The sequence below is a fragment of the Dactylosporangium maewongense genome, assembly GCF_039531485.1.
Classification (GTDB): domain Bacteria; phylum Actinomycetota; class Actinomycetes; order Mycobacteriales; family Micromonosporaceae; genus Dactylosporangium; species Dactylosporangium maewongense.
This window is the reverse complement of record NZ_BAAAQD010000004.1, coordinates 58,249-81,031: the sequence shown is the minus strand read 5'-3', so window position 1 is coordinate 81,031 and position 22,783 is coordinate 58,249. Positions and strand designations below refer to the sequence as shown.

General features: G+C 73.5%; 17 protein-coding genes. 6 read left to right on the top strand and 11 right to left on the bottom strand.

Annotated elements, in window-relative coordinates:
• Nucleotides 1-18 precede the first annotated feature (18 nt).
• The 5 genes from ABD332_RS12490 to ABD332_RS12470 form a co-directional block, all read right to left on the bottom strand.
• Nucleotides 19-2,157 carry a hypothetical protein gene (locus ABD332_RS12490; RefSeq protein ID WP_344501985.1) on the bottom strand — a complete coding sequence of 713 codons (2,139 nt, stop codon included), beginning with the start codon at nt 2,155-2,157 and terminating at the stop codon, nt 19-21.
• A 102-nt stretch (nt 2,158-2,259) separates the two neighbouring features.
• The gene (locus ABD332_RS12485; RefSeq protein WP_344501984.1) at nt 2,260-3,288 is read right to left on the bottom strand and encodes a hypothetical protein; all 1,029 of its coding nucleotides are present in this window, start codon (nt 3,286-3,288) and stop codon (nt 2,260-2,262) included.
• Nucleotides 3,285-3,776, bottom strand: a complete 492-nt coding sequence (locus ABD332_RS12480) for a SigE family RNA polymerase sigma factor (RefSeq protein WP_344502337.1) — start codon at nt 3,774-3,776, stop codon at nt 3,285-3,287. Before ABD332_RS12480 ends, ABD332_RS12485 begins: the two co-directional genes overlap by 4 nt.
• Nucleotides 3,777-3,835: 59 nt before the next feature.
• The gene (locus ABD332_RS12475; protein WP_344501983.1) at nt 3,836-5,692 is read right to left on the bottom strand and encodes a M14 family metallopeptidase; all 1,857 of its coding nucleotides are present in this window, start codon (nt 5,690-5,692) and stop codon (nt 3,836-3,838) included.
• 81 nt (nt 5,693-5,773) lie between these two features.
• A complete protein-coding gene (locus ABD332_RS12470; protein ID WP_344501982.1) occupies nt 5,774-5,974 on the bottom strand; it encodes a hypothetical protein in 201 nt (66 codons plus the stop codon).
• 48 nt (nt 5,975-6,022) lie between these two features.
• Between ABD332_RS12470 and ABD332_RS12465 the strand changes: the two genes are divergently transcribed.
• Entirely contained in the window at nt 6,023-6,676 is a 654-nt protein-coding gene (locus ABD332_RS12465) for a hypothetical protein (protein WP_344501981.1), read from the top strand.
• A 47-nt stretch (nt 6,677-6,723) separates the two neighbouring features.
• A complete protein-coding gene (locus tag ABD332_RS12460; RefSeq protein WP_344501980.1) occupies nt 6,724-8,106 on the top strand; it encodes an MFS transporter in 1,383 nt (460 codons plus the stop codon).
• Nucleotides 8,107-8,329: 223 nt separating this feature from the next.
• On the opposite strand, the gene ABD332_RS12455 is transcribed toward ABD332_RS12460, so the two are convergent.
• Together ABD332_RS12455 and ABD332_RS12450 are read right to left on the bottom strand one after the other, a co-directional pair.
• Nucleotides 8,330-9,430, bottom strand: coding sequence for a sugar kinase (locus tag ABD332_RS12455; protein WP_344501979.1), 1,101 nt, complete (start codon nt 9,428-9,430; stop codon nt 8,330-8,332).
• Nucleotides 9,427-10,056 carry a bifunctional 4-hydroxy-2-oxoglutarate aldolase/2-dehydro-3-deoxy-phosphogluconate aldolase gene (locus ABD332_RS12450; protein ID WP_344501978.1) on the bottom strand — a complete coding sequence of 210 codons (630 nt, stop codon included), beginning with the start codon at nt 10,054-10,056 and terminating at the stop codon, nt 9,427-9,429. Before ABD332_RS12450 ends, ABD332_RS12455 begins: the two co-directional genes overlap by 4 nt.
• Before the next feature lie 46 nt (nt 10,057-10,102).
• On the opposite strand from ABD332_RS12450, the gene ABD332_RS12445 reads away from it, so the two are divergent.
• Complete coding sequence (locus tag ABD332_RS12445; RefSeq protein WP_344501977.1) at nt 10,103-10,864, top strand: IclR family transcriptional regulator; 762 nt, start codon at nt 10,103-10,105, stop codon at nt 10,862-10,864.
• Here the strand turns inward: ABD332_RS12445 and ABD332_RS12440 are convergent.
• From ABD332_RS12440 to pdhA, 4 genes are read right to left on the bottom strand one after another with little or no spacing between them, the layout of a single operon-like run.
• Nucleotides 10,843-11,499 carry a lipoyl protein ligase domain-containing protein gene (locus tag ABD332_RS12440; RefSeq protein ID WP_344501976.1) on the bottom strand — a complete coding sequence of 219 codons (657 nt, stop codon included), beginning with the start codon at nt 11,497-11,499 and terminating at the stop codon, nt 10,843-10,845. The genes ABD332_RS12445 and ABD332_RS12440 overlap by 22 nt on opposite strands.
• Complete coding sequence (locus ABD332_RS12435) at nt 11,496-12,746, bottom strand: dihydrolipoamide acetyltransferase family protein (RefSeq protein WP_344501974.1); 1,251 nt, start codon at nt 12,744-12,746, stop codon at nt 11,496-11,498. Before ABD332_RS12435 ends, ABD332_RS12440 begins: the two co-directional genes overlap by 4 nt.
• The gene (locus ABD332_RS12430) at nt 12,746-13,738 is read right to left on the bottom strand and encodes an alpha-ketoacid dehydrogenase subunit beta (RefSeq protein WP_344501973.1); all 993 of its coding nucleotides are present in this window, start codon (nt 13,736-13,738) and stop codon (nt 12,746-12,748) included. The genes ABD332_RS12435 and ABD332_RS12430 overlap by 1 nt, the downstream gene beginning before the upstream one ends.
• On the bottom strand, nt 13,735-14,829 hold the full coding sequence (gene pdhA, locus ABD332_RS12425) for a pyruvate dehydrogenase (acetyl-transferring) E1 component subunit alpha (RefSeq protein WP_344501972.1): 1,095 nt from the start codon (nt 14,827-14,829) through the stop codon (nt 13,735-13,737). The genes ABD332_RS12430 and pdhA overlap by 4 nt, the downstream gene beginning before the upstream one ends.
• A gap of 131 nt (nt 14,830-14,960) precedes the next feature.
• Between pdhA and ABD332_RS12420 the strand changes: the two genes are divergently transcribed.
• The 3 genes from ABD332_RS12420 to ABD332_RS12410 all read left to right on the top strand — a co-directional run bounded on the left by ABD332_RS12420 (nt 14,961) and on the right by ABD332_RS12410 (nt 22,772).
• Nucleotides 14,961-15,428 (top strand): Lrp/AsnC family transcriptional regulator, encoded by a 468-nt coding sequence (locus tag ABD332_RS12420; RefSeq protein ID WP_344501971.1) that lies wholly within the window; start codon nt 14,961-14,963, stop codon nt 15,426-15,428.
• Nucleotides 15,429-15,694: 266 nt separating this feature from the next.
• Complete coding sequence (locus tag ABD332_RS12415; protein ID WP_344501970.1) at nt 15,695-21,163, top strand: ATP-binding protein; 5,469 nt, start codon at nt 15,695-15,697, stop codon at nt 21,161-21,163.
• 496 nt (nt 21,164-21,659) lie between these two features.
• A complete protein-coding gene (locus ABD332_RS12410; RefSeq protein ID WP_344501969.1) occupies nt 21,660-22,772 on the top strand; it encodes a DNA glycosylase AlkZ-like family protein in 1,113 nt (370 codons plus the stop codon).
• The last annotated feature ends 11 nt before the right edge of the window (nt 22,773-22,783 follow it).

The following is a 22,783-nucleotide window of genomic DNA, read 5'->3' as shown; positions in this document are numbered from 1 at the left end:
CGGGTCAGGACGGCTTGATCAGGACGGCGGCCTGATCCGGAAGGTGACGTAGGCCCAGTCGGAGACCGGCCCACCGTCGCTGGTGCTGCGGACGAGGAGGTCCACCCAGCCGCCGGTGACGGCCGGGTACTCCAGCGGCGTCCACCGCACCGTGGCCGTGCCGTCCGCCGCGGCGGCGACCGTCTGCTGCGGCTCCGCGCCGAACTGGTAGGTGTAGGACACGACACCGGCCGCGGTCGGGTGGAACACGAACGTGCCCTCGACGCCGGGCCCGCCGCCGCCCTGCCAGTCGCCGGGCGGGTAGTCCGCGGACGTCACGACCGGCGCGATCGACGCCGGGACGAACGAGACGCCGGTGGTCTCCGACTCGGTGCCGTCGGCGGTCCTGGAGGTGACCGTCAGCGTGTTGTAGCCCGCCCGGCCCGGGGTGAAGCGGACCGTCGCGGTGCCGTCGGCGCCGGCGGCGACCGTCCCCTGCGGCTGCTCGTCCACCTGCCCCTGGTTGAACTGGTACGTGTAGGCGACCACGCCGTGCATGTGCGGCTTCAGCGTGAAGACGCCCTCGGTGCCGACCGGCCTGCCCGGGGAGCCGTCGGTCGGGAAGTCCGCCGACTCGACGAAGGGCTCCGAGTCGACGAACAGCGTCCGCGAGCTCGTGCCCGACCGCAACCCGGACGCGGCGGTGCTGAACACCGAGACCGTGGTGCCCTCGGCGCCGGGCACCACCGTGACGCGCGCCTTGCCGTCCGCCTCCGCCGGCACCGTCTGCTGGGTGCCGCCGTCGATCTGGTACGTGTAGGCGACCGTGCCGTCCAGGTTGGCGGCGAACGTCAGGTGGTGCGGGTCGCCCAGCCACGCGTCGGGGTCGGCGTCCTCGATCGCCGGTGCCGTGTTCCGGACCAGGAACCGGTAGGACACCATCTCGGAGAGGTTGCCCGCGCGGTCGACGCTCTGCACGTACAGCGTCAGGATCCCCGCCCGGGACGGCGCGAGCTGGATCGTGACCGGCCCGCCCAGGGTGGTGGCGGCGACGCTGGTCATGCTGAAGTAGGACTCGCCGTACTGGTAGCCGGCGACGTCGGCGGTCCCGTTGGCCGTGAACGTGAAGGCGCCGGGGATCCCCGGGCCGCCGTGCGGAGGGCTGCCGGGCGGGTAGTCGGCGGAGGACACGACGGGCGGCGCCGGGTGGCTGGTGTCGACGGTGAAGCGGCACTCGGCGCTCCACGGCGACACGTCCATGTCGTCGCGGGACTGGGCGGCGACCGCGTAGGTGCCGCCGTCGGTGAGGATGCCGGCCGGGATGGTGCCCCACGACCGGGCCGGCGTGTACCCGGCGAAGTTCTCCGGCAGCTCGACCCGGTCCTGTGGCCGGTCGACCGGCCACACCGCGAACCTGCCGTAGGCGACGTCACCGCCGCCGGTGTCGTTGATGTCGGCGTCGGTGAGCAGCGCGGTCAGCTGCGGCGTGTCGGTCGTGACCCACAGCGGGCCACCCGTGTCGCAGGACCGCCCGTCGACGGTGAGCTGAGCGGGTGTGCCTGGGATGCCGTTGGCGTTGATGATCAGCGCCGGGTCGTTGCGCACGTGCCGCCCGTAGTGCAGGTTGCCCTCGAGGCGGTCGGGGACCCGCAGCTCGAACGTGACCGTGCGCCGGCCCGCGGCGAGCGCGTCGCGCACGACGGTGCCGAGGTCGACGCCGATGTAGCTGGACGGGCAGGCGTCGGCGCCGGTCACCTCGAACCGCTGCCGCTCGCGCGGCGGCCGGTTCCACGACGTCGTGGACGTGACCGGGTCCGTGCTCCACAGCTGCCAGCTGCGTTCCTTGCGGCAGTCGGTGACCTGCGTCTCGGCGAGGACGAAGCCGGCCGCGTTGATCCGCATCCCCCGGTAGGCGCTGATGTCGTAGCTGAAGTAGGACCGGGACTTGTGCTTGCCCGCGGCGTCCCGCCAGGCCCCGACGGGCGCGTCGGCGGCGCTGCCGGTGTAGGCCTTGTCGGGCGTACGGGAGTCGGTGTAGGTCCAGCTGGTCGGCCGGAGCGCCTGCTGGCTGGTGGCGGAGGCGGCCGGCGGGTGGATGAGCACCGCACCGCCGGCCGCGACGAGGACCGCGACGAGCCCGGCCCGCCGACTTCGTGATGACGCAGGGTTTCGTGACATTGGAGACCCCCCGTGACGATGGACGTCTGTCGAGGCGAACCATAGACCCGCGCCACGGTCCCCGTCGCCCCGTTATCTCCAATGTGGACAGAGGCCGCGAAGTCACCAACGCTCGGGATGCTCCAGGTCCTGGACGGGCAGGTAGCCCGCCAGGAGCTGCAGGCCGTCCTGCTCGGTGTAGCCCTTGCCGCGGTCGGTGAGGAACAGGTCGACGAGGCACGGCTGCACGAGCATCTCCAGCAGGCCGTCGCCGGCGCGGGCCACCCGGTAGGGCCCCGCGACCAGGTCGCCGGTGGTGTGCTCCATCCCCGGCGGGGTGCGCTCGGCCCGGACCGTGAGCCAGCGGTCGTGGTCGCCGATCGTGAGGGCGCCCTCGGCGAAGCCGGTCTGCCGCCCGAGCGTCAGCGAGCAGCCCAGGACGTCCGCGCCGGCGGGGAACCGCTCGATGCCGAAGGGCACCACGCAGCGGTGCGCGGTGTCGAAGGTGATCCGGGCCGCGGCGGCCGTCGCCTCGTCGCTGCCGCCGGCGTACAGGTCGAGCCTGGCCCACAGGGTGCCCACGGGCTGCCAGCGCACGGACCACAGGGCCTGGCCGCCGGCGGGTCCCGCGTCCACCCGCGCCGTCCCCGGCCGGTCGCCCACGGTCACGCCGACCGGCGCCCCCGGCGTCCCCGCCGACTCCAGCTGCGACCCCGCCGCGTCGAGCTTGTCGGCGGTGGCGGCGAGCGTGACCGTGGCGCGGCGCAGGAACTGGACGCTCTCGATGCCCGGGCCGGTGCTCCAGGTCGCGTACTCGGCGCCGGCCGCGAGGTCGTCGGCGGCGAAGTGGACGGTGCCCGGGTCGGATCCGACCGCGTCCGGCTGCTCCAGCGCGCCGGGCACGTCGGGGGCCGGCGGCAGGCCGAGCGCCACGGCCGGCGCGGCGGGCCCGTCCGGCACGGGCTTCGTCGGTACCGACGCCGCCAACGCGACGAGAACGGCACAGGCGACCGCGGCGGCCACGGCACCGGCCCTGCGCCGCAACCGGATCCGCTGCCCGCGGCGGCGGGCGTGCGCGACGATCGGCGCCGGGTCGGCGTCGCCGCCGGCGCGGTCCCGCAGCATGGTGGTGAGCCGATCGTCGAGGTTCATCGGGACCCTCCCGTGGAGATGGCAGACGGCGCGGCGCGCAGCGTGTCGAGGGCCCGTTTCGCGTGGGTGCGCACGGTGCCGGTGGAGCAGTCCAGGATCTCGGCGATCCGCGCGTCGTCCAGGTCCTCGTAGTAGCGCAGGACGATGACGGTGCGCTGCCTCTTGGGCAGCTGCCGGACCAGGCGCCACAGCGCGTCGCGCTCGGCCACCTCGGCGGCCTCGTCCCCGGTCGCGGGCCGCTCGCCGACGGCCTCGACGGTCACCTCGCGGCTGCTGCGCCTCCGCCACCACGAGTGGTGGGTGTTGACCAGCATCCGGCGCACGTAGACGTCCGGCCGGTCGGTGCGTGCGATGCGGCCCCAGCGGGCGTAGGCCTTGGCCAGGACGTCCTGCACCAGGTCCTCGGCGCGGTGCTCGTCATCGGTGAGCAGCCTGGCGAAGCGCAGCAGCGCCCCGGCGCGGGCGAACGCGTACTCCTCGAACGTCACGTCCCTATACACGCGGCGGGCCGCCCGTGCCGTAGACACGGGCGGCCACATTTCTTTCGTCAGGACTGCCGGATGACGACGTTGTCGACGCCGGCCTCGACCAGGCTGGCCGTCGACGCGTCCGCCGCCTCGAACAGGATCCGGACGCTCTGCCCGGCGTACGCGCTGAGGTTGACGCTGCCGGTCGACCAGGACGCGTCCCGGTCGGAGGCGGCGCCGGCCACCGTGGCCAGCACGGTCGTGCCGCTCGCCGTGACGACGCTGACCCGGAAGAAGTCCGCCGACGAGGCGTTGCTGCCGTGGCCGAGGTACCAGGAGTAGCTCAGCGTCAGCGTCCCGCTCGACGGCAGCGTGATGCTCGGCGAGCGCACGCTCGTCGTGCCGCCGTCGACGTCGTTGGCCCCGGCGTCGGCGCCGGCCAGGCGCGCCGTCACCAGGTCGTTGCTGCCGCTGACCGTGGTGCCGAGCTGCTTCGGGCCGCTGGAGTCGGTGGCCTCGGGGTCGCCGCGTTCCCAGGCACCGGTGGTCGCGGTGTCGGTGCCCGACGGGTTGGTGGTCCAGCCGAGGTTCGTCTCGAAGTCGTCGGACCAGACCGTGGTGCCGGGCGCGGTGCCGCAGTACTGGGCCTCCTTGCCGATCACCCGGTACGGGCAGTCGGCGTACTCGGCGATCTGCAGGCTCGCCTCCCGGTTGAGCGCGGTCTGCGCGGCGATGACCTCGTCCGGCGGGTAGAAGCCGCCGCCGCCGGAGTTGCCCGGGTACATCTCGAACGTGTAGGACCACACGCCCTGGTCGGCCCACAGCCAGTCGTCGATGGTGCCGTCGGTGATGTACAGGTCGCTGGCCTGCTCCGGGGTGTAGCCGTTGGTGGCGGCCATCTGGGTGCCGAGGGTGCGGAAGGTGAGCTCCTGGTCGGCGTCCAGGCCCGGTGCGGTGTTCGAGGTGGTGTACCCGAAGGGCCAGAGCACGAGCTTGCCGTAGGTGTGGAAGTCGATGTGCGTCTTGATCTGCTGCACCCCGCCGACGCGCCGGCTCAGCACGAGGTCGCGCACCCGCTGGGTCTCCGGCGCGGAGAACGCCGACGGCCCGCGGTAGGTCTCCGAGCTGGTCGAGCTCGACGACCCGCCGCAGCAGCCGAAGTTGTAGCCCCAGTTGCGGTTCAGGTCGGTGCCGACGTTGCTGCTGCCGCTGTTCGGCTGCCGGTTCTTGCGCCACGACCGGTAGGCGCCGGTGGCGATGTCGTACTCGCCGCCGTCGGGGTTCATGTCCGGCACGATCCAGATCTCGCGCGAGTTCACCACGTTCGTGATCCGGGTGTCGGTGCCGTAGCCGTCGGTGAGCTGCTTGATCAGGTACAGCGCCATCTCGACGGTGAGGTGCTCGCGAGCGTGCTGGTGCGCCGTGTAGAGCACCTCCGGCTCGTTCTCGTCGACCGCGACGTTGTCGGAGATCTTGATGACCGGGATGTCCCGGCCCTCGTACGACGTGCCGAGGCTGCTCTTGCGCAGGATCGCCGGGTGGTCGGCGACGGCCTGGTTGAGCTCGGCGGTCATCTCCGCGTAGTTGTGGTACATCGAGTCCGCCGACGGGAAGTCGAGGATCGTCGCGGGCCCGCCCGGCGTCGCCGGCCGCAGCGCGCGGGTGACGGTGAAGCCCAGCTGCCGCAGCCTCGCGACCTCGGACGGGGTCGCGGTGATGTCCGCGACGCCGTGGTCGATGCCGTCGATCGCGGCGCCGGTCCCGGCGACCTGGTTGCGCTGGTCGAGCGTGCCGACCCCGCTCACCAGGTAGGGAGCGGACGTCTCGGCGGTCACCGCGTCGGCCGGCGCGGCGCCGGCCGGGCTGATCGCGGCGACCACGAGCGCGACGGCACCGGCCATCGCGAGTGGGATGGTGCCCCTGCGGGGGTGGCTCATCTAGCCTCCTTGGGTGGTGGAGGTGAACGAGCTACCAGGTGACCACCCAAGGCATGGTCATATCAACATCCGTCTTTCTCCCTACCGCGCGGGCCATGCCCGCATGGCCAGATCGGCGACCGCCTCCAGGGCCTCCCGGTCGGCGCCGTCGCGGGCCTGATGGGCCATGCCCTGCACGAGCACCGTCCACCGGTCGCCGAGCCGGGCGAGGAGGTCGCGGATGCCGCAGTCGTCGTCGCACGGCCCGGCCTGCGGGGTTACCCCGGTGTTCGCGACCGACACGGAAGTGCCTCCTTCTCCGCCCGCGCACCGCCGTCGATGCTCAGGACCATGATTCCCGTCAGCGGCGCCCCCGGCGACACCACCACCGCGCCCGGCGCCGGCCCGCAGCCCACTCCGGCACTCGCCGTCACGGGCGTCGACGTGCTGGTCGGCCCCCTGGTCGGCCCCGCCGGCGTCCGGCACGCCGCGCGCGTGGACGGCCGCGCGCCGGCGCCCGGCACGGCGGTCCTGCGGTGCGCGCCCGTCGCCGAGTCCTTCGCCGCGCTCGCCGCGGCCGCGGCCGTCTCCGCCGCGGTCACCGGGATCCTCACCGCCCCGCTCGGCGACCGCCGGTGGCCACTCGTCGCCCTGCGGGACGTGACCGGCGCCGCCGCCCGCGTCGCCGCCGAATCGGCCGCGGACCTCGCCGCCGGCCGCCCGGACCGGCACGCCGGCGCCACGTACCACCTGCACGGCGACACCCTCATCGGCGGCGCGGACATCGCCGCACTGCTCGCCTGGCTGCTCGACCGTCCCGTCCGCTACGCCCCCTCCCCCGGCGACCCGCCCCGCACACGCCACCCGCCGACCCTCGGCGCCTGCTGCCCGCGCCGGCTCCCGCCCTCGACGTCATCGAGCGCGCCGTCGCCGCCGCGATCGCCTCCGCCGTCGGCGGGAGCGAGGCCCGATCTTGTGGTGGGGCGGGCCCGGCGCCTATCGTGACCCCAGGACCGTAAGGGAAACACTGTTTCCCTACCGAGGAGGCCGCCATGGGCACCGAGACCGACCGTGGCGGGACCGTGCTGGTGGAGGCGTACGCCGGGCGGCCGAAGGTGGCGGTCGAGCCCGCGCGGACCGCGCCGCTCGGGTGGTGGCCGGCGATCTGCGTGGCGCTGGTCGCGTTCGTCGACCGGGTCGAATACAACCTGCTGGCCGGGGTCGTGCCGCAGATCCAGGCGGAGTTCGGGCTCAGCGACAAGGCGGTCGGCGCCATCCCCACCGCGGGGGCGATCGCGGGCGTGGTGCTGCTGCTGCCGGCCGGCCGGCTCGCCGACACCGGCCGGCGCAACTGGATCATCGCCGGCGTCGTCGGCACGTGGGCGGTGCTGACCCTCGGGACGGGGCTGGCCACGTCCTACGCGGTCCTCTTCGCGATCCGGGTGGTGCTCGGCGCGGCGGGGCAGCTCTACAACCCGCCCGCCTCCAGCCTGCTCGCGGACTACTTCCCGCCCGGCGGCCGGGCGCGCGCGTTCGGGCTGGAGCGCCTCGGGTACTTCGTCGGGCTGCCGGTCGGGGTGCTCGTCGGCGGTTCGCTCGCACAGGCGGTCGGGTGGCGGCACGCGTTCCTGTTCGTGGCCGTGCCGGGGGCCGTCATCGCGCTGCTGTGCCTCACCGTCCGCGAGCCGGTCCGCGGCCTCGGCGACCGTATCGGCGCGCTGGCCGCCGGTGTCGCACCCGTCGAACACCCGGCGGAGGCCGCGGCGGTGCCCGTACACCGGCAGCTGCGGCAGCTCGTGCGGATCCCGACGCTGCGGTCGGTGGTCGCGGGGCTGACCATCATGTTCTTCGGCCTCGGCGGGCTGTTCTTCTGGATGCCGACGTTCTACCAGCGGGAGTTCGGCCTGGAGGAGGCGGCCGCGACCGGGATCGCGGGCGGGGTCGGCGGCGTCGGCATCGTCCTCGGGGTGATCGTCGGCGGCCGGTACGGCGACCGCTTCCACGGCCGGCGCCCCGGCTGGCGGATGGTCCTGGCCGGCACGGCCCTGTTCATCGGCGCGCTGGGCCTCGCCGTCGCCGCGCTCGTGCCGGTGCTGCCCGTGCAGATCGCCGGCTACTTCCTCGCCAACGCCGGGTTCTCCGCGGCGATCCCGAACCTGACGGCGGCCAACGCCGACGTGGTGCCCGCGCACCGGCGCGGCCTGGGCTTCGCGGTCCTCAACGCGGTCGTCACCCTCGGCGGCGCGGCCGGCCCGTTCCTCGTCGGGGCCGCCTCCGACGCGCTCGGCGGCGGCGGGTCCGGCTCGCTGCGCGGCGCGTTCACCGTGCTGCTGCTGCCGCTGGGGCTCGGCGCCTGGATCATCCTCCGGGCGCGGCGCACCTTCGACGCCGACATCCTGCGCGCCACCGGCGACCCCCGCCCGTCCGGCGATTGACGGCCGGCGGGCGGACAGCGCCGCCGGGGGTTACCCGCGACAGTTGAGTCGGCCCCTGTACCGATGACGGACCCCGGCGGGCGGCTGTGCGAGGCCTGCCCGCCGGGGTCAACAACGCTGTGCTTCGGACACCGTGATGCCGGACGGCGCCGGACGCCATGCCGTGGTCTTGCCGGACGCCCAGCGCTGGACGCGCGACCCTGGGCGTCCAGCGCTGGGACACTCAGCGCTGGACGCGGGCGCCGCCGCCGCGCACCAGGGACTCGACCTCGGCGAGGCTCGCCATCGAGGTGTCGCCGGGGGTGGTCATGGCCAGGGCGCCGTGCGCCGCGCCGTACTCGACCGCGGTGGCGATGCCGCCGTCGCGCTCGAGCAGGCCGAAGATGAGCCCGGACGCGAAGCTGTCGCCGCCGCCGACCCGGTCGAGGATCTCCAGGGCCGGCCGGTGGGTCGCCTCGGCGAACTCGCCGCCCGCCCAGGCGACGGCGCCCCAGTCGTTGACGGTGGCGCTGTGCACGGCGCGCAGCGTGGTCGCGACGACCGCGAAGTTCGGGTACTCCTCGACGACCTCCTTGATCATCGCCTTGAAGTTGCCGGCGTCGAGCGCGCCGGCGTGGATGTCGGTGTCGGGCACGGCGAAGCCGAGGCAGGCGGTGAAGTCCTCCTCGTTGCCGATCATCACGTCGACGAGGCCGGCGAGGCGGCGGTTCACCTCCTGCGCGCGGGCCTTGCCACCGACCGCCTTCCACAGCGACGGGCGGTAGTTGAGGTCGTACGAGACGACCGTGCCGTGCCTGCGCGCGGCGGTCATCGCGGCCTCGACGGTGGCCGGCGCGGTCTCCGACAGCGCCGCGTAGATGCCGCCGGTGTGCAGCCAGCGGACCCCGAGCGTGCCGAAGAGGTGATCCCAGTCCACGTCCTCGGGGCGCAGCTGGCTGGCGGCGGTGTGCCCGCGGTCGGACGTGCCGACGGCGCCGCGGACACCGAAGCCGCGCTCGGTGAAGTTGAGCCCGTTGCGGGTGGCGCGGCCGATCCCGTCATACGGCACCCAGCGCACGAACGACGTGTCGACCCCGCCCTGCAGGATGAGGTCCTCCAGGAGGCGGCCGATCTCGTTGTCGGCGAACGCGGTGACGATCGCGGTGCGCAGGCCGAAGCAGCGGCGCAGGCCGCGGGCGACGTTGTACTCCCCGCCGCCCTCCCACGCCTGGAAGGTGCGGGCGGTGCGGACCCGGCCGGCACCGGGGTCGAGGCGCAGCATCACCTCGCCGAGCGAGACGAGGTCGTAACGGCACTCGTCCTTGGGGCGCAGCGTGAGCGTCATGCCGCCGCCTCCACCGCGGCGGCGGCCCGCTCGGTCACCGTGTCCCAGCGCCCGGCCTGCAGGAGGTCGGGGGCGACGATCCAGCTCGCGCCGACCGCGAGGACCTGCGGCAGGGCGAGGTAGTCCGGCATCACCTCAGGGGTGATGCCGCCGGTGGGGATGAACCGCACCCCGCGGAACGGCGCCGCGAGAGCCTTGATCATCGATGCGCCGCCGAGCTGCTGGGCCGGGAAGAACTTCACGATGTCCAGGCCGGCGTCGAGGGCCATCTGGATCTCGGTGGCGGTGGCGGCGCCGGGCACGACGAGCACGCCGGCGTCCTGGCACGCGGCGACGACGGCAGGCGCGAAGCCCGGCGTCACCACGAACCGGGCGCCGGCGGCGATGGCCCGCTCGGCCTGCTGGGCGGTGAGCACCGTGCCGGCGCCGACGACCAGGTCGTCGCGCCCGGCGATGGCCTCGATCGCGTCGAGGCCGGCGGCGGTGCGCAGGGTGATCTCGGCGGCCTTGAGGCCGCCCTTGACGAGGGCGTCGCCGAGCGCCGCCGCGTGCCGGGCGTCCTCGAGGACCACCACCGGCACGACCCGTCCCATATCGAGCTGTTCAGCCTGTTGAACGTCAGTCACGGGTATGAACATAGTGCACGCGCGGCGTGTTCGCTACAGTGGCGCCGTGCAGGACGACTTCCAGCCGGTCAAGTCAGCGGGGCGCACCCTTGACGTGCTCGAGGTCCTCGCGGATCAGCCGCGCGCCTGGACGCTCGTCGACCTCGCCCGCGCGCTGGACATCCCGAAGAGCAGCCTGCACGGGCTCATGCGGACCATGACCGCCCGCGGCTGGGTCCGCGCCGACGAGACCGGCACCCGCTTCCGGCTCGGCATGCGCGCCCTGCAGGTCGGCGCCGCCTACCTCGACGGCGACGACAGCGTCGCGGTGATGTCGGGGGTCCTCGACGAGCTCTCCCGCCGGCTCGGCGAGACCGTCCACCTCGGCCGGATCGAGGGCGACCAGATCGTGTACCTCGCCAAGCGGGACTCCACCCACCGCCTGCGCCTCTACAGCGCCGTCGGCCGCCGGCTGCCCGCGCACGCGACGGCCCTCGGCAAGGCGCTGCTGGCCCAGCACCCCGACGCCGACGCCGACGCGATGCTCAGCTGGCCGCTGCAGCGGCTGACCGCCGGCACCATCACCGACCGCGACGTCCTCCATCGGGCCCTGGCCACGGTCCGCGAGACGGGGTACGCCGTCGACCGCGAGGAGAACGCGGACGGCATCATGTGCTTCGCGATGGCGGTGCCGCTGACGGTGCCGGCGACCGACGCCGTCTCGGTCTCGGTGCCGACCACCCGGATGACCGCCGGGGTGGAGGAGGGCGTCGTCGCCGCCCTCACCGACCTGCTCCAGCCGCTCGGTCAGGCCCGCAGCATGCTGTAGGCGTCCGTCAGCGCCGCCGTGACCGCCTCGACCGTCACGGTCTCCAGGGCACCGGCGGTGGCGGGGTCGAAGTCGTAGCCGAGCGCGGCGTAGGCGGCGGTCAGCGGCGCCCGGAGCAGGCCGGCGCCCGTCACCTGGAAGACGGAGCTGAACAGCCACCCGTCCCGGGTGACCCGCTGGGCCGAGCCGACGACCTTGACCGTGCCGCCGAGGTTGATGCTGTACTCGCCGGGGCAGTACTCGCCCGGGACGGCGCCGATCCGGGCGTCGGCGCCGAGCCCGGTGAGGACGGCGGCGTGCATGGCCGCGAACCGCCGGAACCGCCCGACCGGGTCACGGGACGCGTCCGGGGTGCGGCACACGTGGTCCACGACGACGCTGCCCTCGTGGTAGAGCGCCAGGGTGCCGCCCTGCGGGCGGATCACCGGGGTGAAGCCGGCCGCGCGCACTGCCGCCTCGGCGTCCGGGTAGCCCGGGCGCAGGGTGTCGCGCCGGCTGAACGCGGCCGTCGGCGCCGGCGAGAAGATCCGCAGGAACTCCCGGCCGGCGCCGGCCCGCAGCAGGTGCGGGCCGAGGGCGACGTCGGCGGACGGGCCGCCCCGCAGGGGCGACCCGTCGAGCAGGACGACCGTCACAGCCTGGCGATGACGGAGGCGGGCTCCTCGATGGCGTCGGCGACGCTGCGCATGAACCCGGCGGCGGTGCCGCCGTCGCACACGCGGTGGTCGAACACGAAGCTCATCTGCGCGATCTTACGGACGCACAGCTGGCCGTCGACGACCCACGGCCGGTCGATGATCCGGCCCAGGCCGAGGATCGCGACCTGCGGGTGGTTGATGATGGCCGCGCTGCCGTCGACCCGGAACGCGCCGTAGTTGTTGAGCGTGAACGTGCCCGCCGACAGCTCCTGCGCCGTCGAACGGCCCTCCCGCGCCCTGGCCGTGACCGCGCGGATCTCCTGGTCGAGCCGGGCGGTCGTCATCGCGCCGGCGTCCATGACCGCGGGCACCACGAGGCCGCGGGCGCCCTGCACGGCGATGCCGAGGTCGACCCGGTCGAGCTCGACGATCTCCTGGCGCACGGTGTCGAGGCGGGCGTTGAACACCGGGTACTCGCGCAGGGCCGCGACCACGAACCGGGCGACGTACGCGATCAGGCCCGGCCCGGCGGGGACGCTCTCGCGCAGCTGCCACAGCTTCGTCGCGTCGACGTCGACCCAGACGGTCGCCTCGGGGATCTCTGCCCGGCTGCGGCTCAGTGCCGCCGAGACGCTGCGGCGGAAGCCGCTGAGCGGGATCCGGCGCTCCCCCGGTACCGACGCGGCGACGGCTGTCGTGACGCAGGCGCGCTCCACGTCGGCGCGGGTGATGACGCCGCCCTCACCCGTCCCCTGCACGGTGCGCAGGTCCACGCCGTTGGCGCGGGCCAGGTTGCGCACCAGCGGCGAGACGACTAGGGGCACCTTCCGGGCCGCCGGCGCGGGGAACGCGGGCGCGGCCGGGCGGACGTTGGCGCGCGGGCGGCGGGTGCGGCCGGTTGTGGTGGCGCCGGTGGTGCCGTAGCCGATGAGGACGTTGCCGGAGCCGGCCCGCTCCTCCTCCCGGTAGGCCTCCTTGGCGGCCGCCGCCACGCTCACGGGCTCGCGCTCCGCGGCGGCGATCGAGATGAGCGGCTTGCCGACCTGGACCGTGGCGCCGGGCCGGGCGTGCAGGGTCTCGACCCGGCCCGCGTACGGCGACGGCACCTCCACCACGGACTTCGCCGTCTCGACCTCGACGACGCTCTGGTCGACGGTCACCGTGTCGCCCTCGGCGACGAGCCACCGCACGACCTCCGCCTCGGTGAGCCCCTCACCGAGGTCCGGCAGCAGGAACGTCGCCATCACTGCTCCCACTGCAGGTCGTCGACGGCGTCCAGGACCCGGTCCACGCCGGGCAGCTGGAAGTGCTCCAGCTTCGGCGGCGGGTACGGGATGTCGAACCCGCCGACCCGGCGGATCGGCGCGGCCAGGGCGTTGAAGCAGCGCTCGGTGACCCGGGCGACGATCTCGGCGGAGACCCCGGCGAACCCGGCGGCCTCCGCGACGACCACGGCCCGGCCGGTGGAGCGCACCGCCGCGCACACGGTCTCGTCGTCGAACGGCACGATCGAGCGCAGGTCGACCACCTGCAGGCTCCGCCCCTCCTGCGCGGCGGCCTCGGCGGCCTCCAGCGCGACGGGGACGGCGGGTCCGTAGGCGATGAGGGTCGCGTCGGTGCCGTCGCGGCGGATGACGGCGGTGCCGATGCCGGGCGCCCCGGACGGCAGCTCGACCTCCTCCTTGCTCCAGTAGAGCTTCTTCGGCTCGAGGAAGACGACCGGGTCCGGCGACGCGATCGCCGCCCGCAGCAGCGTGTAGGCGTCCGACGGCGTCGACGGCGCGACCACGTGCAGCCCGGGGGTGTGGGCGTAGTAGGCCTCCGACGAGTCGCAGTGGTGCTCGACGCCGCCGATGCCGCCGGCGTACGGGACGCGGATGACCATCGGCAGCGTCACCCGCCCGCGGGTGCGGTTGCGCATCTTCGCGACGTGGCTGACGATCTGCTCGAACGCGGGGTAGGCGAACGCGTCGAACTGCATCTCGACGACGGGACGCATCCCGTTCATCGCCATCCCCACGGCCATCCCGACGATCCCGGACTCCGCGAGCGGCGTGTCGAAGCAGCGTGCCTCGCCGAAGTCGGCGGTGATGCCGTCGGTGATCCGGAAGACGCCGCCGAGCGCGCCGACGTCCTCGCCGAACACGACCACCGTGGGGTCTGCTTCGAGCGCGTCGCGCAGGGCCCGGTTGAGCGCCTGCGCCATCGACAGCTTCTCGTGCGTGGTTGTGGTCATCGGGGGCTTCCTTCGCGGCTCAGCTCGTCCGCCACCATCGCCGCCTGCTCGCGCAGCTGGGGTGTGGGGGTCGCGTACACGTGGGCGAACAGGTCGGCGGGGTCCGGCTCGACGTCCCGGTTGAGGCCGTCGCGCAGGTGCGTGGCGACCCGCTCGGCCTCCTCGGTGAAGGCCGCGATCGTCGCGTCGTCGATCAGCCCCTGGCCGGTCAGGTACGCCCGCAGCCGGGCGATCGGGTCGCGCTCGACCCACGCCGCGACCTCGGCGTCGTCGCGGTACCGGGTGGCGTCGTCGGCGTTGGTGTGCGCCTGCATCCGGTACGTGTGCGCCTCGACCAGCTGCGGCCCGCCGCCGGACCGGGCCCGCTCGACGGCGGCGCCGAGCACGGCGAGCAGGGCGGCCATGTCGTTGCCGTCGACGCGTTCGCCCTTGATGCCGTAGCCGATCCCCTTGTGCGCCAGGGACGGCGCCGCGGTCTGCCGCGACAGCGGGACGCTGATGGCGTAGCCGTTGTTCTGGATGAAGAAGACCACCGGCGCCTGGAACACGGCGGCGAAGTTGAGCGCCTCGTGGAAGTCGCCCTCGCTGGTGCCGCCGTCGCCGCACATCGCCATGACGACGGTCGGCTCGCCGCGGAGCCTGGCCGCGTGCGCGACCCCGACCGCGTGCGGCAGCTGGGTGGCCAGCGGCGTCGCGTGCGGGGCGACGTTGTGCTCGTACGGGTCGTACCCGCAGTGCCAGTCGCCCTTGAGCAGGCTGAGCGCCTCGACGGGGTCGACGCCCTTGACGGCCGCGGCGACCGTGTCCCGGTAGGTGGGGAAGAGCCAGTCGCCGGCGTCGAGGACCTGCGCCGCGGCGACCTGGCACGCCTCCTGCCCGTGCGACGACGGGTACACGGCGAGCCGCCCCTGCCGCACGAGCGCGTAGGCCTGGTCGTTGAGCCGCCGCGCGGTGAGCAGCGCGCCGAGCGCCGTGACGAGTGCTTCGTTGTCCGGAAGCGCGTGGCGCCCTGGGTCGAGGGCCTGGCCGTGCGCGTCGATGAGGGCGACCGGTTCGTCGCCCGGTAGCAGGTGACTCGGGTCACGCGTCATGCCGCAATCCTGGGCCTCGCGCCATTCGCGTTCCACTTCCGGCGCCAAACCGAGAAGATGTTCGTGTTCAGGGCGTCGTACGATGCCAAACGTCCAACCTAAGGGCTCGTTCAGGAAGGTGGGCGAGACAGGTGGCCGCCCCGCTCGACGACATCGACCGGCGTATCCTCGTGGAGCTCAGCCGGGACGGCCGCATGTCGATGCGCACCCTGGCCGAGCTGCTGCACATCTCCCGCGCGAACGCCTACGCCCGGGTCCAGCGTCTGCGCGACACCGGGGTCATCCGCGGCTTCCACGCCGACGTCGACCACGTGGCGGCCGGCATGGGCACGTCGGCGTACGTGACGGTCAACCTGCGCCAGGCCGAGTGGCGGGTGGTCGGCGAGCGCCTGCGGGCCCTGCCGGGCGTCGTGCACATCGCCCTCGTCGGCGGCGAGTTCGACGTGATCCTCCTGGTCCGCGCCAAGGACAACGCGGACCTGCGCCGCCTCGTCCTCGACGTCATCCAGGGCATGCCCGGCGTGGTGAACACCCGCACCCTCCTGGTCTTCGAGGAGTTCGAGCCACCCACCTCGGCCTCGATGTGGGAGACCCGCTGACCGCGCGGCGCCGGGGATGACTGCGCAGTGTCGGAGATGAACGAAGTGGGTACGCAAGGTGATAGTTGGGTGATGCCGGTCACTGTCCACCCGCGCGTCGACCCGGAAGTCCTTTGTAGGATTCTTACAACGCGAGGGGTGCGGGATGCGTCGTGCGGCACAGTGGCGTACTCGGCGGTAATCACGCAGGGTGTAGCCAGGTGCAGGCGGCGCTCCGGGACCCGGACGTCGCCTGCTGCGTGTGGGGCAATTGGGAGGCTCAACCGGTGTTCAGTCGTGTCGCCATCGTCAACCGTGGTGAGGCCGCGATGCGGCTCATCCACGCCGTCCGGGATCTTTCGGCCGAAACCGGGGAGCGGATCGAGACGATCGCCCTCTACACCGACGCCGACCGCACCGCGACGTTCGTGCGGGAGGCCGACGTCGCCTACCCGCTCGGCCCCGCCTCCGCCCGGCCGTACCTGGACCACGCCGTCCTCGAACGGGCCCTCGTCGAGACCCGGGCCGACGCCGCCTGGGTCGGCTGGGGCTTCGTCGCCGAGGACCCCGCGTTCGCGGAGCTGTGCGAGAAGCTCGGGGTGACGTTCGTCGGCCCGAGCGCCGAGGCGATGCGCAAGCTCGGCGACAAGATCGGCTCGAAGCTGGTGGCCGAGGAGGTGGGGGTGCCGGTCGCGCCGTGGAGCCGCGGCGCGGTGTCCACGCTGGACGAGGCGCTGCGCGCGGGCGAGCAGATCGGCTACCCGCTGATGCTCAAGGCGACCGCCGGCGGCGGTGGGCGCGGCATCCGCAAGGTCACCTCCGCCGAGGACCTGACCGACGCCTACGAGCGGACCAGCCAGGAGGCGCTGCGCGCGTTCGGCTCCGGCGTGGTCTTCCTGGAGCGCCTCGTCACCGGCGCCCGGCACGTCGAGGTGCAGGTCATCGCCGACGGGCAGGGCACCGCCTGGGCGCTCGGCGTGCGCGACTGCTCCGTGCAGCGGCGCAACCAGAAGATCATCGAGGAGTCCGCGTCGCCGGTCCTGTCACCCTCGCAGACCGCCGACCTCAAGGCGTCCGCGGAGCGGCTCGCCGTCAGCGTCGGGTACCGCGGCGCGTGCACCGTCGAGTTCCTCTACCACCCGGGTGAGCGGCTGTTCGCGTTCCTCGAGGTCAACACCCGGCTGCAGGTCGAGCACCCGATCACCGAGATCACCACCGGCACCGACCTGGTCAAGCTGCAGCTGCACGTCGCCGGCGGCGGGCGCCTGGAAGGGCCGAAGCCGGGCGAGGCCGGCCACGCCGTCGAGGCGCGGCTCAACGCCGAGGACCCCGACCGGGACTTCGCGCCGTCACCCGGCCGCATCACCCGCCTGGTCCTGCCCGCCGGCCCCGGCATCCGCGTCGACACCGGCGTCAGCGAGGGCGACTCCATCCCCGCCGACTTCGACTCCATGATCGCGAAGATCATCGCGTACGGCCGGGACCGCGACGAGGCACTCGGCCGCCTGCGCCGCGCGATGGCCGAGACGACCGTCGTCATCGAGGGCGGCACCACGAACAAGAGCTTCGTGCTCGACCTGCTCGACCAGCCCGAGGTCATCGACGCCAGCGCCGACACCGGCTGGATCGACCGGGTCCGCGCCGAGGGCCGGCTCGTCAGCCACCGCCACTCCGCGGTCGCCCTCGCCGCCGCCGCGATCGAGGCCTACCAGGACGAGGAGGAGATCAGCCGGCACCGGCTGCTGTCCACCGCGCACGGCGGGCGCCCCCAGGTCCAGCACGAGACCGGCCGCCCCCTCGACCTGAAGCTGCGCGGCGTCGGGTATCGGGTGAGCGTCGCCCGCGTGGGACAGAAGCGCTACCGGGTCGGCGTCTCCGGCGGCGGCGACGTGCACCCCGTCGACGTCGAGATCGAGCGCTTCGACGCCCACAGCGGCCGGATCGTCGTCAACGGCCACCGCTTCCGGCTCGTCACCGCCACCCACGGCCCGGTCCACCTGGTCGAGGTCGACGGCATCACCCACCGCGTCAGCCGCGACGAGGGCGGCGTCGTGCGCTCCCCCGCGCCCGCGCTGGTCGTCGCGACCCCCCTCACGGTCGGCGACGAGGTCGAGGCCGGCGCGCCGATCCTCGTGCTGGAGAGCATGAAGATGGAGACGGTGCTGCGCGCGCCGTTCCGCGCCCGGGTCCGCGAGTGCCCCGTGTCCGTCGGCAGCCAGGTGGAGACCGGCGCGCCGCTGATGCGCCTGGAGCCCCTCGCCGACGACGCCTCCGCCGACGAGGTCGTCGAGACCCAGACGGTCGACATCGAGCTGCCGCCCGAGCGCGACGGCGTGAGAGTGGCCGAGCGGGTCGAGCGCGGCCTGCAGGACCTGTGCAGCCTGCTGCTCGGCTTCGACGTCGACCCGCAGGACGGGCGGCGGCTGCTGACCGGCTACCTCGCGGCCCGCGCCGAGCTGGGCGGGCGGCCGCTGCAGGGCGAGATCGACCTGCTCACCACGTTCGCCGACCTGTCGGAGCTCAGCCGCAACAAGCCCGGCGGCGAGTTCGAGGAGGAGCCGGGCAGCCCCGTGCACAGCCCGCGCGAGTACTTCCACAGCTACCTGCAGAGCCTCGACGTCGACCGGGCCGGCCTCCCCGACGGGTTCCAGGCCAAGCTGCGCAAGGCGCTGGGCCACTACGGCGTCACCGAGCTGGACCGCACCCCGGAGCTGGAGTCCGCGGTCTTCCGCATCTTCCTCGCCCAGCAGCGGATGTCCACCGACGTCGCCGTCGTGCTGGAGCTGCTGCGCCAGTGGCTGGCCGGCCCGCCGCCGGTGGAGTCGATGAACGAGCGGGCGGGCCTGGCCCTCGAGCACCTCGTCGAGGCCACCCAGGTGCGCTTCCCCGCCGTGTCGGACCTCGCCCGCGGTGTCGTCTTCCGCTGGTTCGCCCAGCCGCTGCTGCGCCGCAACCGCGCCAAGGTCTACGCCGCGGTCCGCGCCGACCTGCAGCACCTCGACCGCAACCCCGACGCACCCGACCGCGCCGAGCGGATCCAGGCGATGGTCGCCAGCGCCGAGCCGCTCGTGCGGCTCATCGGCCAGCGGATCGGGCGCCCCGGCCGCGACGCCTTGGCGCTGCTGGAGGTCGTGACCCGCCGGTACTACGGCAACCGGGCGCTGTCCGGCGTCACCGTGCGGGAGGCGGGCGGCTGCCGGTTCGTGACCGCGGAACGCACCGACGGATCCGGCACCGTCCGGGTCGTCACCACCGCCGTCGACATCGCCGCCCTGCCGGCCGCGATCGGGGCGGTCGGCGAGCTGGCCGCGGGCGTCGCCGAGCACGGTCTCGTCGCGGACCTCTACGTCACCTGGGAGGACCAGCCGGACGCGGACGCGATGGCCGTACGGCTGCGGCAACTGCTGACGGAGCAGCCGCTGCCCAACGGGGTCCGGCGCATCACCACCACCGTGGCCGGCACCAGCGGCGCCGTCATGCACCACCACTTCACCTTCCGCCCCTCCGCCGGTGGCTTCGATGAGGACCGGCTGCTGCGCGGGCTGCACCCGCAGATCGCGCAGCGGCTGCAGCTGCACCGGCTGCGCGAGTTCGACCTCACCCGCCTGCCGTCCGCGGATGAGGAGATCTACCTGTTCAAGGCGGTCGCGCGCAGCAACCCGGCCGACGAGCGGCTCATCGCGATGGGCCAGGTCCGTGACCTGACGCCGCTGCGCGAGGCCGACGGCCGCCTGGTCGCGCTGCCCGCCGTCGAGGACGCGATCACCGCCGGGCTCGACGCGATCCGCAACATCCAGGCGCAGCGCCCGCAGAACAAGCGGTTCGACACCAACCGGATCCTCATGTACGTGTGGCCGTCGACCGAGCTGACCGGCGACGAGCTCAACGCGCTCGTCCAGCGCATCCTGCCGACGACGGCCGGCGCCGGCCTCGAGGAGGTGCAGTTCATCGCCCGCCAGCGCACCTCGGCGGGTGACCTCAGCGAGGTCGCGGTCCGCATCACCCTCAACCACGGCCACGGCGTGCAGGTGTCCGTCGACAAGCCGTCGACCGAGCCGCTGCGGCCCCTGGACGACTACCGCCAGAAGGTCCTGCAGGCGGCCCGGCGCGGCAACGTCTACCCGTACGAGCTGACCTCGCTGCTCGGCTCCTTCGTCGAGCACGACCTCGTCGACGGTGTCCTGGTGCCGGTCGACCGGCCGAAGGGGCGCAACACCGCGGCTCTCGTCTGCGGTGTCGTCACCACGCCGACCGACCGGCACCCCGAGGGCATCACCCGCGTCGTGCTCCTCGGCGACCCGACCAAGGCGCTCGGCGCCCTCGCCGAGCCCGAGTGCTCCCGGGTGATCGCCGCCCTCGACCTCGCCGCCTCGATGCAGGTGCCCCTGGAGTGGTTCGCGCTGTCCGCGGGCGCGAAGATCTCGATGAGCTCCGGCACCGAGAACATGGACTGGGTCGCCGCCGCCCTCAAGCGGATCGTCACGTTCACCCAGGCCGGCGGTGAGATCAACATCGTGGTCGCCGGGATCAACGTCGGCGCCCAGCCGTACTGGAACGCCGAAGCGACGATGCTCATGCACACCAAGGGCATCCTGATCATGACCCCCGACTCGGCGATGGTCCTCACCGGCAAGCAGTCGCTGGACTTCTCCGGCGGCGTCTCCGCCGAGGACAACTACGGCATCGGCGGCTACGACCGGGTCATGGGCCCCAACGGCCAGGCGCAGTACTGGGCACCGCACCTGCCGGCCGCCCGGGACATCCTCATGGCGCACTACGACCACACGTACGTGGTGCCCGGCGAGTCCGGTCCGCGTAAGGCTTTGACCGCGGACGCCGTTGACCGGGACATTTCGGACTTCCCGCACAATGTCGCGGGCAGTGACTTCACCACGGTCGGGCAGATCTTCTCCACCACGCACAACCCCGACCGGAAGAAGCCCTTCGACATCCGGACCGTCATGCGGGCCGTCTCCGACCAGGACCACTTGGTCCTGGAGCGCTGGGCCGGCATGGCCGACGCGGAGACGTCCGCGGTGCAGGACGTGCACATCGGCGGCTGGCCCGTCTGCCTCATCGGCATCGAGTCCCGCTCCGTGCCGCGGCGGGGCTTCCCGCCCACCGACGGCCCCGACACGTACACCGCCGGCACGCTCTTCCCGCGCTCGTCGAAGAAGACCGCCCGCGCGATCAACGCCGCCTCCGGCAACCGCCCGCTCGTCGTCCTCGCCAACCTGTCGGGCTTCGACGGCTCCCCCGAGTCGATGCGCAAGCTGCAGCTGGAGTACGGCGCCGAGATCGGCCGCGCGATCGTCAACTTCGACGGCCCGATCGTCTTCTGCGTCATCTCCCGCTACCACGGCGGCGCGTTCGTCGTCTTCTCCAAGGCCCTCAACCCGAACATGACCGTGCTCGCTCTTGAGGGTTCGTTCGCGTCGGTACTGGGTGGCGCCCCGGCCGCCGCAGTGGTCTTCACGGGCGACGTCAACAACCGCACCGCCACCGACCCGCGGGTCACCGACCTGCAGGCCCGGGTCGCCGCCGCGACCGGCGCGGAACGGGCCGCACTCAACGCACAGCTCGCCGAGGTGCACTCAGCGGTCCGCGCCGAGAAGCTGGGCGAGGTGGCCGCCGAGTTCGACCGCGTGCACAACATCCAGCGCGCCGTCACCGTCGGCTCCGTGGACGCCATCATCAGCGCCGCCGAGCTGCGCCCCCGCATCATCGAGGCGATCGAGCACGGCATGAAGCGCTGACAACCCTGCGGACCGGCACGCCGCCCCCACGGGACGTGCCGGTCCCTTCACCTCCCGCAAGCCCCTGTCAGCCAGGCGGAGCAGCGTAGACTACGGACAGCAACGACTCCGGAGATCAATTTCCATCGCTGGGGTAAGGTTTGCTTGCAAGCGGTCCACGGCGCACCGGCCTCGACCGCTTCTCGCCTACCGCATCGACGACGACGCCCACCGACCCGGCGGCACTCACCAGCCCGGCAGCGCGCCCACCCGCGCGACAGCGTTCACCGGGCAGGCAGCGCCTATCGACCGGCGACGCTCATCAGTGCGGCGGCGCCCACCGGGGCAGCGGCGTCCACCGGCCGGCGGCATCGACGAGGCGGCGCCTACCTGCCGGCGGCATCGACGAGGCGGTGCCTACCGGGCAGCCGCGCCGACCAGCGTGGTGGCGCAGGCGGCCATGCGAGAGAAGCCACCCAGGAGGGGTAGCCAAGATCGAAAGGGCTAGCCTCGCAGGGTGACGACGCACCGGATTTCGATCGTTGAGGCGCGGCGGATCGCCGTGCGGGCGCAGCTGCTGGGCGGCGAGCGGCCGGCGGGGCTGCTCGAGACGGTGCGGCACCTGGCGCTGCTGCAGATCGACCCGACCGCCGCCATCGCGCCGACCGCGGACCTCGTGGCGTGGAGCAGGCTCGGCGCCGGCGGGTACGCGCCCTCGGAGCTGGTCGGGGCGTTGCAGCGCAGGGAGCTGATCGAGCTGGCGGCGACGGTCCGGCCGGCGGAGGACCTGGCGCTGTACACGGCGGAGATGGCGCTGCGCCGCGACGACGCGCCCGGGGCGTTCAAGTACCGGCGGCACCCGGAGTGGATGCGGGCCAACGACGCGTGCCGGAAGGACATCCTCGCCAGGCTGACGGCGGAGGGGCCGCTGCCGTCGCGGGCCATCCCCGACACGTGCGCGATGCCGTGGGCGTCGACGGGCTGGACCAACGACCAGAACGTCATCCGGCTGCTCGACCTGATGGCGGCGTGCGGTGAGGTGGCGGTCGCGGGGCGGCAGGGGCGGGACCGGCTGTGGGACCTTGCCGGGCGGGTGTACCCGGACCACCCGCCGGTGCCGGCGGAGGAGGTGGTCCGGCTGCGGGGCGAGCGGCGGCTGCGGGCGCTGGGCGTCGCGCGGGCGAAGACGACCGAGGTGCCGATCGAGCCGTGGGGCGTCGGCGACGTCGGCGAGCCGGCCGTGGTCGAGGGGGTCAAGGGCGTCTGGCGGGTCGACCCGGCGCAGCTGGAGCGCCTGGGCGAGCCCTTCGAGGGCAGGGCCGCGCTGCTGTCGCCGTTCGACCGGCTCATCCACGACCGGAAGCGGACCCTGGAGCTGTTCGGGTTCGACTACGGCCTGGAGATGTACAAGCCGGCGGCGAAACGCCGGTGGGGCTACTACGCGCTGCCGATCCTGGTCGGCGACCGGCTCGTCGGCAAGCTCGACGCCACCGCGGACCGGAAGCAGCGTGTCCTGCGGATCAACGCGGTCCACGAGGACGAGCCGTTCGACGCCGAGACGAGGGCAGCGGTCGACAAGGAGATCGAAGACCTCGCGACCTGGCAGGCCCTCGAAATCCAGCGCAGCTGAAGAAATCCAGG

What these genes read in the sequence shown, in the direction of transcription:
- ABD332_RS12485 (WP_344501984.1), bottom strand. Translation starts at nt 3,288, where the DNA reads ATGAACCTCGACGATCGGCTCACCACCATGCTGCGGGACCGCGCCGGC.
- ABD332_RS12430 (WP_344501973.1), bottom strand. Translation starts at nt 13,738, where the DNA reads ATGACCACAACCACGCACGAGAAGCTGTCGATGGCGCAGGCGCTCAAC.
- ABD332_RS12460 (WP_344501980.1), top strand. Translation starts at nt 6,724, where the DNA reads ATGGGCACCGAGACCGACCGTGGCGGGACCGTGCTGGTGGAGGCGTAC.
- ABD332_RS12475 (WP_344501983.1), bottom strand. Translation starts at nt 5,692, where the DNA reads ATGAGCCACCCCCGCAGGGGCACCATCCCACTCGCGATGGCCGGTGCC.
- ABD332_RS12490 (WP_344501985.1), bottom strand. Translation starts at nt 2,157, where the DNA reads ATGTCACGAAACCCTGCGTCATCACGAAGTCGGCGGGCCGGGCTCGTC.
- ABD332_RS12465 (WP_344501981.1), top strand. Translation starts at nt 6,023, where the DNA reads ATGATTCCCGTCAGCGGCGCCCCCGGCGACACCACCACCGCGCCCGGC.
- ABD332_RS12455 (WP_344501979.1), bottom strand. Translation starts at nt 9,430, where the DNA reads ATGACGCTCACGCTGCGCCCCAAGGACGAGTGCCGTTACGACCTCGTC.
- pdhA (WP_344501972.1), bottom strand. Translation starts at nt 14,829, where the DNA reads ATGACGCGTGACCCGAGTCACCTGCTACCGGGCGACGAACCGGTCGCC.
- ABD332_RS12435 (WP_344501974.1), bottom strand. Translation starts at nt 12,746, where the DNA reads ATGGCGACGTTCCTGCTGCCGGACCTCGGTGAGGGGCTCACCGAGGCG.